At 68.8% G+C, this 10,299-nt stretch carries 11 protein-coding genes; 7 read left to right on the plus strand and 4 right to left on the minus strand.

Annotation, left to right across the window (positions count from 1 at the left end):
- The first annotated feature begins 20 nt into the window (after positions 1 to 20).
- The 6 genes from D7Y13_RS31510 to D7Y13_RS31535 all read left to right on the plus strand — a co-directional run bounded on the left by D7Y13_RS31510 (position 21) and on the right by D7Y13_RS31535 (position 6,143).
- On the plus strand, positions 21 to 1,745 hold the full coding sequence (locus tag D7Y13_RS31510; RefSeq protein WP_120533364.1) for an ABC transporter ATP-binding protein: 1,725 nt from the start codon (positions 21 to 23) through the stop codon (positions 1,743 to 1,745).
- A gap of 326 nt (positions 1,746 to 2,071) precedes the next feature.
- Positions 2,072 to 2,305, plus strand: coding sequence for a hypothetical protein (locus D7Y13_RS31515; RefSeq protein WP_120533363.1), 234 nt, complete (start codon positions 2,072 to 2,074; stop codon positions 2,303 to 2,305).
- A gap of 86 nt (positions 2,306 to 2,391) precedes the next feature.
- Complete coding sequence (pyrG, locus tag D7Y13_RS31520) at positions 2,392 to 4,041, plus strand: CTP synthase (RefSeq protein WP_120533362.1); 1,650 nt, start codon at positions 2,392 to 2,394, stop codon at positions 4,039 to 4,041.
- Positions 4,038 to 4,874 carry a 3-deoxy-8-phosphooctulonate synthase gene (kdsA, locus tag D7Y13_RS31525; RefSeq protein ID WP_120583671.1) on the plus strand — a complete coding sequence of 279 codons (837 nt, stop codon included), beginning with the start codon at positions 4,038 to 4,040 and terminating at the stop codon, positions 4,872 to 4,874. Before pyrG ends, kdsA begins: the two co-directional genes overlap by 4 nt.
- A gap of 23 nt (positions 4,875 to 4,897) precedes the next feature.
- Positions 4,898 to 5,470, plus strand: a complete 573-nt coding sequence (locus D7Y13_RS31530) for a KdsC family phosphatase (protein ID WP_199732769.1) — start codon at positions 4,898 to 4,900, stop codon at positions 5,468 to 5,470.
- Positions 5,471 to 5,513: 43 nt separating this feature from the next.
- Positions 5,514 to 6,143, plus strand: coding sequence for a response regulator (locus D7Y13_RS31535; RefSeq protein WP_120533359.1), 630 nt, complete (start codon positions 5,514 to 5,516; stop codon positions 6,141 to 6,143).
- 127 nt (positions 6,144 to 6,270) lie between these two features.
- Here the strand turns inward: D7Y13_RS31535 and D7Y13_RS31540 are convergent, their stop codons facing one another.
- Together D7Y13_RS31540 and D7Y13_RS31545 are read right to left on the minus strand one after the other, a co-directional pair.
- Positions 6,271 to 6,720, minus strand: a complete 450-nt coding sequence (locus tag D7Y13_RS31540) for an Hsp20/alpha crystallin family protein (protein WP_120583672.1) — start codon at positions 6,718 to 6,720, stop codon at positions 6,271 to 6,273.
- A gap of 242 nt (positions 6,721 to 6,962) precedes the next feature.
- Complete coding sequence (locus D7Y13_RS31545; RefSeq protein WP_120533357.1) at positions 6,963 to 7,157, minus strand: CPXCG motif-containing cysteine-rich protein; 195 nt, start codon at positions 7,155 to 7,157, stop codon at positions 6,963 to 6,965.
- 83 nt (positions 7,158 to 7,240) lie between these two features.
- On the opposite strand from D7Y13_RS31545, the gene D7Y13_RS31550 reads away from it, so the two are divergent.
- Positions 7,241 to 8,098 carry a GspE/PulE/PilB domain-containing protein gene (locus D7Y13_RS31550; RefSeq protein WP_120583673.1) on the plus strand — a complete coding sequence of 286 codons (858 nt, stop codon included), beginning with the start codon at positions 7,241 to 7,243 and terminating at the stop codon, positions 8,096 to 8,098.
- 8 nt (positions 8,099 to 8,106) lie between these two features.
- Here the strand turns inward: D7Y13_RS31550 and serB are convergent, their stop codons facing one another.
- Positions 8,107 to 9,312, minus strand: a complete 1,206-nt coding sequence (gene serB / locus D7Y13_RS31555; protein ID WP_120583674.1) for a phosphoserine phosphatase SerB — start codon at positions 9,310 to 9,312, stop codon at positions 8,107 to 8,109.
- A gap of 71 nt (positions 9,313 to 9,383) precedes the next feature.
- Positions 9,384 to 10,299: serine/threonine protein kinase (locus tag D7Y13_RS31560; protein ID WP_147452532.1), on the minus strand; the 916-nt coding region annotated here is incomplete at its 5' end.

Below are 10,299 nucleotides of genomic sequence, written 5' to 3' on the forward strand. Positions count from 1 at the left end.
CCCGACGTCCCCCCCCGGGCGTGACCGTGCGCCGCCTGCTGTCCCTGGCGCGCCCCGAACTTCCGACGCTGGCGCTGGCCACCGTCTTCCTCCTGCTCAGCAGCGCCGCCAGCCTCGTCTACCCCCAGGGCATCCGCATCCTCATCGACGAGGCCCTCAACGGGAAGGACCACGCCCTCATCGACCGGGCCGCGCTCGTCATGCTGGCCGTCTTCCTGGTGCAGGGCATCGCCACCGCGCTGCGCGCCTACTTCTTCAGCGTCTCCGGCGAGCGCGTGGTGATGCGCCTGCGCCGCGACTTCTTCCGCGGGCTGATGAACCAGGAGGTGGCCTTCTTCGACACCCACCGCACCGGAGAGCTCACCAGCCGCCTGTCGTCCGACACCACCGTCCTGCAGAACACCGTGAGCGTGAACGTCTCCATGGGCCTGCGCCACGCCATGCAGGCGCTGGGCGGCATCGCGCTGCTCTTCTACACCTCGCCCTCGCTCACCTTCCTGATGCTCGCCGTCGTCCCGCTCGTCGCCGTGGGCAGCGTGATGTACGGACGGCGCGTGCGCCACCTCGCGCGCCAGGTGCAGGACGCGCTGGCCAAGGCCGGCGAGGTCGCCGAGGAGAGCCTGTCCGGACTGCGCACCGTGCGCAGCTTCGCGGCGGAGCCGTCGGAGGTGACGCGCTACGGAAACACCGTGCAGAACGCCTTCGAGGTCGCCCGCAGCCGCGTGCGCCAGAGCGCCCTCTTCATCGGCGGGGTCTCCAGCGCGGGCTACATCGCCGCGGTGGCGGTGTTCTGGTACGGCGGCCGGCTGGTGGTGGATGGCCAGCTCACCGTGGGCGCCCTCACCTCGTTCCTCATCTACACGATGCTCGTGGCCATGTCCCTGGGCTCCCTGGCGGACCTGTGGGCGGACTTCATGCGCGCCTCGGGCGCCGCCGAGCGCGTCTTCGAGCTGATGGACCGCCAGCCCGCCATCCCCGTCGATGAGGGCGAGCGCCCCGCCACCGTCGAGGGCCGGGTGGACTTCCAGGACGTGCGCTTCGCCTACCCCTCGCGCCCGGACGTGCAGGTGCTCCAGGGCATCGACCTCACCCTCCAGGCCGGAGAGGTCGTCGCCGTCGTGGGCTCCTCCGGCGCCGGCAAGTCCACCCTCGCCGCCCTCCTGTCGCGCTTCTACGACCCGCAGCAGGGTCGTCTGCTCCTGGACGGCCGTGCGCTGGACACGCTCGACCCCAGCTGGCTGCGCAGGCACGTGGGCATGGTCGCCCAGGAGCCCCTGCTGTTCTCCTGCTCCATCGGGGACAACATCCGCTACGGCCGCCCGGACGCCACCGACGCGCAGGTGGAGGCCGCCGCCCGCGCCGCGCACGCGCACGACTTCATCAGCCGCTTCCCGGACGGCTACCAGACCGCGGTGGGCGAGCGCGGCGTGCAGCTGTCCGGCGGCCAGAAGCAGCGCGTCGCCATCGCCCGGGCCGTGCTCAAGGACCCGCGCATCCTCGTGCTGGACGAGGCCACCTCCGCCCTGGACGCGGAGAGCGAGCACCTGGTGAAGGACGCCCTGGAGCGACTGATGCGGGGGCGCACCACCCTCATCATCGCCCACCGCCTGTCCACCGTGGCCAACGCCCACCGGGTGCTGGTGCTGGAGTCCGGCCGGGTGGTGCAGAGTGGCACCCACGCCAGCCTCATGACGCAGGACGGCCTGTACCGCCGCCTCGTGGAGCACCAGGTGGTCGCCGCCTGAACGGTCGTTCCCCAGCCAGCTCCACCCACCCCGCAGTCCCCGTGGCGCGAAAACCGGGGGCGCATTATCTCAAGCGCCTCAAGAAAGGAGGTGATGCCTTGATCGACAGCAAGAATCAGGCGTCTACCTCCGTCGCGGTTTCCTGCTAGCCCAGGGGTCTCCCGGCGGTGGTTGACGTCCGCGGTACCGGTCGCCCTCGTCTCCCGACGGGGGCGACTTTTTTTGTCCCCCTACCCCCTGGGAATGTCCGCCCGGCCTGCCGGTTCGTGGCGCCCGGGGGGAGAAGCGCCATCCACGACTGCCGTGGTCGCCCATCGGAGAGCTCCGTGTCCATCACGCCGTGTCCCATCCCCCTGCCTTCCGCCCTCCGTGACGAGGAGACCGTGGACGACCAGCGCAACCTCTTCTGCCCCAACTACGACGCCTGCCTCCATCAGGTCGTGAAGAAAGGCTGGGAAGGCTGGAGTTGCAGAGGTTGCGACCTGCGCCGCTTCCGCGTGGGGCAGCCGTCCGCCCAGCAGTTCGCGGTCGCCCGGCCGGGCGGTTGGGACGCGCAGTGAAACGCGGGCCGGCCTCCCGGGGCCAGCCAGCCGGACACCCGGCAGAGATTATTTGACGCCCCCTGGCCTCCTTGGCAGGAAGGGACATGCGCTCCAAGAAAACCAAGTTCATCTTCGTGACGGGCGGCGTGGTCAGCTCGCTGGGGAAGGGACTGGCCTCCGCATCCATTGGCGCCCTCCTGGAGAACCGCGGGCTGGACATCACGCTCATCAAGCTGGATCCGTACATCAACGTGGATCCGGGCACGATGAGCCCCTTCCAGCACGGCGAGGTCTTCGTCACCGAGGACGGTGGGGAGACGGACATGGACCTGGGCCACTACGAGCGGTTCACCCACGCCCGGATGAGCCGCCTCAACAACTTCACCTCCGGCCGCATCTACAACGCGGTCATCACCAAGGAACGTCGCGGTGAGTACCTGGGCAAGACGGTCCAGGTGATTCCCCACATCACCGACGAGATCAAGGCCAGCATCCGCCAGGCCTCGCAGGACGTGGACGTCGTCATCGTGGAGGTCGGCGGAACGGTGGGCGACATCGAATCGCTGCCCTTCCTCGAGGCCATCCGCCAGATGCGCTACGACGTGGGCAGCCAGAACGCGGTCTACATCCACCTGACGCTCTTGCCGTACATCGGCGCCGCGGGCGAGGTGAAGACCAAGCCCACGCAGCACTCGGTGATGAAGCTGCGCGAAATCGGCATCCAGCCGGACTTCCTCCTGTGCCGCACCGACCGGGAGATTTCGCGCGAGCTGAAGGACAAGATCGCCATGTTCTGCAACGTGGACAACGGCAACGTGTTCACGTCCCCCGACGTGCGCAGCATCTACGAGCTGCCCCTGGAGCTGCACCGCCAGGGCCTGGATGAGCGGCTGGCGGAGGTGCTCAACATCTGGAGCCGCGCGCCCCACCTGGAGAAGTGGGAGACCATCGTCCGGAAGATCTACGAGCCCGCGCGCGGTGAGGTCACCGTCGCCATCGTGGGCAAGTACGTGAACCTCACGGAGAGCTACAAGAGCCTCAACGAGTCCCTGCTCCACGGCGGCATCGCCAACGACGTGCGCGTGAAGCTGCGCTTCGTGGACAGCCAGGACGTGGAGGCGCAGGGCCCGGAGTCGACGCTCGCGGGCGTGGACGCGGTGCTCGTGCCCGGCGGCTTCGGCGTGCGCGGCACGGAGGGGAAGATCGCCGCGGTCCGCTACGCGCGCGAACAGAAGCTGCCCTTCTTCGGCATCTGCCTGGGCCTCCAGATGGCGGTGGTGGAGTTCAGCCGCACCGTGCTGGGCTTGAAGGGCGCCAACAGCCTGGAGTTCGACGAGCACACCGCCCACCCGGTGGTGACGCTGATGGAGAGCCAGGTGAAGGTGCAGGACAAGGGCGGCACCATGCGCCTGGGCAGCTACGCGTGCGCGCTGAAGGACGGCACCGTCGCGCGCAAGCTCTACGCGCAGGACGCCATCCAGGAGCGCCACCGGCACCGCTACGAGGTGAACAACGCCTACCGCGGCCGGCTCCAGGAGGCGGGGCTCGTCATCTCCGGCCACAACCCGGAGCTGAACCTGGTGGAGATGATTGAGCTGTCCGACCATCCGTACTTCGTCGGCTGCCAGTTCCACCCCGAGTTCAAGAGCAAGCCCTTCGCTCCCCACCCCCTCTTCTCCGGTTTCATCGGCGCGGCGCTCGCCCAGCGGGACTCCACCCGCGGCGCGGCCCCCGTCCCCCCGGTGCGCGCATGAGCACGACGCCTTCCATCCAGCTGTGCGGTCACAAGGTCGGTCCCGGCGAAAAGCTCTTCGTCATCGCCGGCCCGGACAGCATCGAGTCCGAGGAGATGGCCCTGCGCCACGCCCACCTGCTCAAGGGAATCACCGACCGGCTGGGCGTCCCGTATGCCTTCAAGTGCTCGTATGACAAAGCCAACCGGACCAGCGGCAAGTCGTTCCGTGGACCGGGTTTGAAGGAAGGTCTGAGAATCCTCGACCGCGTGAAGCGGGAGGTGGGCGTCCCCGTGCTCACGGACGTCCATGAAACCAGCCACGTCGGGCCAGCCGCTGAAGTCGTGGATATCATCCAGATACCTGCCTTCCTGTGCCGGCAGACGGACCTGGTGGAGGCGGTGGCGCGCTCGGGCCGGGGGGTGAACTTGAAGAAGGGACAGTTCGTGGCCCCCAAGGACATCGTCCACTCGGCGCGAAAGGCCGTGGAGACGGGCAACCCCAACATCCTCGTCACCGAGCGGGGGTCCTCCTTCGGCTACAACAACCTGGTGGTCGACATGCGGGGGCTCGCCCAGATGCGCGAAGCCGGCCTCGTCGTGTGCATGGACGCCACCCACGCCGTGCAGCTGCCCAGCTCCAGCGACGGCAAGACGGGCGGTGAGCGCAAGTTCGTCTCACTGCTGGCCCGGAGCGCCGCGGCCGCCGGGATTGACGCTTTATTCACAGAAGTCCACGAAGACCCCGACCGTGCCCTGTGTGACGGTCCGTGCTCGCTCAATCCACAGATGTTCGAGGACGTGGTACGAGATGTGCTCAGCATCCGTCGCGCGCTGGGTCACGAAGCCGGTTGATGGACGCGAAAGGTGAGGAGGCCATGCAGACGGAAGCGCCTTCCAAACCGGGCAGGGAAGAGCTGACGTCCCGTGCGTCACGCGTGCGACTGCTCGTGTTCGACGTGGATGGCGTCCTCACCGACGGCGGTCTGTATTACGGCGACAACGGCGAAGCGATGAAGCGCTTCAACGTGAAGGATGGCCATGCGCTGGTGATGGCCCGCTTGGTGGGGCTGCCCGCCGCCATCCTCACCGCGCGCACCTCCCGCATCGTGGAGGCGCGCGGGCGCGAGCTGGGCCTGGCCGCCGTGTTCCAGGGCCGCAAGGAGAAGGGACCGGCGCTGCATGAGCTGCTCGCCCAGCTCCAGGTGCCCGCCGAAGCGTGCGCCTACATGGGCGATGACCTCAACGACCTGGACCCCATGTCGCTCGCAGGGCTTTCCGCCTGTCCGGCGGATGCGGTTCCTGAGGTGCGCCAGGACGCGCACTTCGTTACCCAGAACGTTGGCGGTCACGGAGCCGCCCGCGAGTTGGTGGAGTTGTGCCTCCGTGCCAGTGGCCGTTGGGATGACGCCGTGGGTCTGATGAGAAGTCCTGATAAACGCAGCAGGTAGGTGGGTTGATCAAACCCCGCATCCAAGGTAGGTGTTTATTTCCATGGCAAGTGGAACGATGCAGTCCGAGGGGAGTACGGCGATGACGGACCAGCTCTACACGACGCACGACATCAGTCGGTTGCTTCAGGTGGATCCGTCGACGGTGAGCAAGTGGATCGACCGGGGCATCCTGATGGCCTTCCGCACGCCGGGCGGTCACCGCCGGGTGCGCTCGACCGACCTGCGCACCTTCCTGGTCACCCACCAGATGCCCGTGCCCGAGGAGCTGGGCAGCAGCACGGTGCGCCTGCTGATTGTCGACGACGAGCGACAGACGCTGGATGCCATCAAGCGCGCGTTCAAGCCCTACGCGAACCAGGTGGAGATCCAGACGACGACGAGCGGCGTGGAGGCGCTCCTGCTGGTGTCGGAGCAGAAGCCGCACGGGATGCTCATGGACATCAACATGCCGGACATCGACGGCATCGAGGTCTGCAAGCGCATCCGTGCGCGCAAGCAGATGGAGGGCGTGCGGCTCATCACCATGACGAGCAATCACACGCCGGACGTCGTGGAGCAGTCCAAGCAGGCCGGTGCGGTGGCGTGCCTGGCCAAGCCCCTGGACGTGAACGCGGTGCTGGAGCTGTTCCGGGTGCCCATGGCGCTCGGCGCCAGCGCCAACCGCAAGTAAAGGACGGGGGCTTCCGCCTGGCCCACAGCGGAAGCCCTCGGGTCGGTTGATGCTGGCGGGAGTCGCCGCACCTCGTCGTTCGCGAGGACAGCGGCCTCCCTGAGTGGCGTCGGGTGATGCACGTGCATCAGCCCTGGACCTTCACCTCGACGACGCGGGGCTTGGTCTCCTCGCGACGCGGCAGGGTGAGGGACAGCACGCCATTGTCGTAGCGCGCCTCCACGCGGGTGGCATCCACCGTGTCGGGCAGGCGGAACTGACGCGCGTAGACGCCGGTGGAACGCTCCTGGCGGCGCAGCGTGGTGCCCTCCGCGACGGCCTCCGCCTTGCGCTCGGAGCGCACGGTCAGCACGTTGTTCTCCACCTTCACCTGGATGGCCTTCGCGTCGTGGCCGGGCAGGTCGATGCGCAGCGTGATGCCGGCCTCGGCCTCGAGGATGTCGGCCGCGGGCGTCAGCGTGTGCTCCATGTCCGGGCGGGTGTTGGCGGACGCCGAGGACAGCTCGCGGAAGAGCAGGTCGAAGTCGCGCAGCAGGGGGAGCGTGACGGCGGCGTTGTAGGCATTGCGGTTGAGCATGGTCTTCTCCTGAGCGTGTCGTCCCTGGGGACGCACGTGGTGCGGGTTCACGGTCGTTGTTGAGTGCGGCGGGCGGGCCCAGGCTTCGGTGTTTCAGGAGGGCCCGTCAGCGCCTCACAAGACTCAAGAGAACCATGCTTTGAAACGTGTCAAGCAACGGCCCCGGCCGTCCCGGAGCGCCTCCTGGAGGCCTCCTGGCCTGGCCGCCTGCCCCCCGGCCGGGGAGCCCTGGGCCGGCAGGCTCAGTCGTCGTCGCGGCCCAGGGTGACGGAGGGCCCGTCCTCGTCCCGGGTGACCTTCACCTCCCAGGGCCGGCAGCAGACGGGGCAGTCCTCCACGTAGGCCTCGGCGGAGGCGCCCAGCGAGTCCACGTCGACTTCCACCTCTTCACCGCAGTACGGGCACGTCTGGGTGGCGGCATCCGCGAAGGGCTGCATCTTCAGCCTCCTGGCCTCTTGGCGAGGCAGTTCGATGACGTGGACTGAGCGTCCGCGCCATCAGACGCTAGAATCCCCACCCCATGGCTCCCCCTTCCCGGAATCGCATCGCGGACATCCTCATCAAGGCGCGCGTCATCGACGAGCTGCAGCTGCGCAGCGCGCTCGCGTCGCTGGACCAGTGGGGTGGGCGCGTGTCTCGCGTCGTCTCGGACCTGGGACTGGCGTCCGAGGAGACCATCACCCAGGCCATCTGCCAGGGGCTGGGAATGCCGCGCGTGCAGCTGGGCAACCTGACGAAGGACGCGGCCGCGCTGTCCCGCGTGGACGTGACGCTCGCCGAGCAGAAGGGCGTCTTCCCTGTCCAGCTCAAGGACAACGGCAAGACGCTGGTCCTGGCGATGTCGGACCCCACGGACCTGGCCACGTTGGACCAGGTGGCGGCGCGCAGCCGCGCCCGGGTGGTACCCATGGTGGCGGGCGACCGTGAAATCGAGCACGCCATCCTGCGCCACTACCGCAACCAGGAGCCGGTGGAGAAGAAGCGCTTCAAGCCCGACGCGAAGCAGCAGGACGCGGGCGACCTCCCGGAGGAGGAGGAGTTCAAGGTCGTGGACATGAGCGGCAAGACGGTCGTCAAACGCATCAGCGACATCGTCGACCCGAACGCCGCCCCGCCCGCCGCCGCGGCAGCCCCCGCCCGGACCGCGGAGAGGGCCGCGCCGCCCGCCGCCGCGGGCTCCAGCGCCTCCGACATCCTGGATGAAATCCTCGCGGGCGGCTCGCCCACCTCCGAGTGGACGGAGGCGGACCTGCAGCGCCTGCAGACGGTGCAGCAGAACCAGGAGAAGAGCTCCAAAATCCTCCGTGCGCTGCTGGAGCTCGTCTTCGAGAAGGGCCAGGTGCAGCAGCGCGAACTGGCCGCGCGCATGCGCCTGTAGCGAAGGCGCTACGTCACCTCGCGCAGCTCGCGCGCGGTGAGGCCCAGCAGGTACAGGATGGTGTCCAGTCCGCCGGCGGAGATGGACGTGTCGGCGGCCTCGCGCAGCTTGGGCTTGGCGCGAAAGGCGATGCCCAGCCCTGCCTTCTCCAGCATCAGCAGGTCATTGGCCCCGTCCCCTACGGCAATGACCTGCTCCAGCAGGATGCCCTCCTGCTTCGCGAGCGTCTCCAGCAGCTCCGCCTTGCGGCGCGCGTTGACGATGGTCCCCACGGTGCGGCCGGTGAGCTTCCCGTCCTGGGCCTCCAGCATGTTGGAGTACGCGAAGTCGATGCCCAGGCGCGCCTGGAGCGCCTCGGCCGCCACGGAGAAGCCACCGCTGATGACCGCGGTGCGGTAGCCCAGGCGCTTGAGCACGCGGATCAACGTCTCCGCGCCTTCGGTGAGCGGCAGGTTCGCCGCCAGCTCGCGCAGCACCTGGACGTCCAGCCCGGCGAGCAGCGCCACGCGCTGGCGTAGGGATTCGTCGTAGTCCATCTCCCCGTGCATCGCGCGCTCGGTGATGGCGGCCACCTTCGCGTGGACGCCGTGCGCCCGCGCCAGCTCGTCGATGACCTCGATGCGGATGAGCGTGGAGTCCATGTCCATCACCACCATCCGCTTGCCGCGCCGGTAGAGGCTCTCCCGCTGGAGGGCCACGTCGAACGTGGGGCTCTCCATGGACAGCGCCAGCAGCGCGCGCTTGAGCGAGGAAGGATCCGCGTCCGGAGGCAGCGTGACGTGCAGCTCCACGGAGCCCAGCGGCGTCTCACTCAAGCGGGTGATGCGCTCCACGCGCGCGCCCTGCTCCGCCAGCCGCGCCGTCAGCGCGTGCACCTCCCGCGCGCCCAGCGTCTTGCCCACGCCGGTGACGACGTAGCGCAGCGGTTCGGGGCCTCCGGGCGTGGCGACGGGCGCCACCGCGCGGACATCCACCGTGACGCCCAGCTCGCGCGCCGCGAGGAGCAGCGCCTGCCACGGGTCCTGTCCTTCGGGAGCACTGGCGGAGGGGCGCACCAGCAGGGCCAGGGTGAGCAGGCCCTGCACCACCACCTGCTCCACGTCGAGCAGCTCCGCGCCTGCATCCGCGAGGAGTCCGGTGAGGCGGGAGGTGGTGTCGGGGCCGTCCCTTCCGGTGACGGTGAGGAGGACGGTGTCGGAGGGGCGCGCGGTCATGGGGGCGCCGGAGTCTGACAGTCCGTCCGGGGACGGGCGAGCCTCGCGTGGAGGCCCGCCTGCCCTTCAGGTCAGTCCTGCTGCGGGTCGGAGGAGATGATGAGCGAGCCGCGCTCCAGGTACTCGCGATCCGGGAAGGCCTTGTAGAAGTCCTCCAGCATCGCATCCACGTCCGGGTAGCGCTGCTCGCGCTTGTCCTGGGTGGCCTTGTCGAAGAGCTGATCCAGCCCGCTGGGCGCCTCCGGGTTCACCTCCGAGGGCAGCGGCGAGCGGCGACCGGGAATCTGCCCGGTGAACATCTCGTAGAGCAGGATGCCCAGGCCGTACACGTCCGCGGACGGACCCGGCTCCTTGCCAGCCCGGTTCATCAGCTCCGGCGCCATGTACACCATGCCGCCCATGCCCATGAACACCTGGGGCATGCCCTTCGTCGCGTCCACCTCCACCACGCGGCTCATGCCGAAGTCGGCGAGCTTCGCGTTGCCGTACGCGTCGAAGAGGACGTTCTCCGGCTTGAGGTTGTGGTGCGTGAGGCCCGCGGCGTGCGCGGCCCTCAGGCCGTACGCCAGCTGCAGGAACGTGCGCAGCGCGTGCGGCACGTCGATGCCCTTGCCGCCGCTGGACTCCAGCTTCTCCTTCAGGCTGCCGCGCATCAGCTCCACCACGAAGTACGGCCGGGTGGACTCCACGTTCTGGTCGACAATCTGCACCACGCCCGGGTGGCGCACCTGCGCCTGCGCGCACAGCTCCTTCTTCAGCCGCTTGAGGACCTCACCGCGCTGGAGGAAGGAGAAGTAGCCGAAGATGTCCTTCAGCTCCTTGATGCAGATGTCCAGGCCCAGGGCGTTGTAGCGACCCTTGAAGACCGTGCCCAACGGGCCCGTGCCGATGGGGTCGAACTTCTGGTAGCGCAGGTCCAGGTCGCTGGAGCCCTTCGCCACCGCGGCGGCATTGGGGACCGGGGCTGCGGGGGCGGGAGTCGTGGAG

Origin of the sequence: Corallococcus praedator (assembly GCF_003612125.1) — a bacterium.
Lineage (GTDB): Bacteria > Myxococcota > Myxococcia > Myxococcales > Myxococcaceae > Corallococcus > Corallococcus praedator.

Coding starts and splice junctions, on each gene's coding strand:
- D7Y13_RS31550 (WP_120583673.1), top strand. CDS start 7,241: ATGGCTCCCCCTTCCCGGAATCGCATCGCGGACATCCTCATCAAGGCG.
- D7Y13_RS31545 (WP_120533357.1), bottom strand. CDS start 7,157: ATGCAGCCCTTCGCGGATGCCGCCACCCAGACGTGCCCGTACTGCGGT.
- kdsA (WP_120583671.1), top strand. CDS start 4,038: ATGAGCACGACGCCTTCCATCCAGCTGTGCGGTCACAAGGTCGGTCCC.
- D7Y13_RS31530 (WP_199732769.1), top strand. CDS start 4,898: ATGCAGACGGAAGCGCCTTCCAAACCGGGCAGGGAAGAGCTGACGTCC.
- pyrG (WP_120533362.1), top strand. CDS start 2,392: ATGCGCTCCAAGAAAACCAAGTTCATCTTCGTGACGGGCGGCGTGGTC.
- serB (WP_120583674.1), bottom strand. CDS start 9,312: ATGACCGCGCGCCCCTCCGACACCGTCCTCCTCACCGTCACCGGAAGG.
- D7Y13_RS31540 (WP_120583672.1), bottom strand. CDS start 6,720: ATGCTCAACCGCAATGCCTACAACGCCGCCGTCACGCTCCCCCTGCTG.
- D7Y13_RS31535 (WP_120533359.1), top strand. CDS start 5,514: ATGGCAAGTGGAACGATGCAGTCCGAGGGGAGTACGGCGATGACGGAC.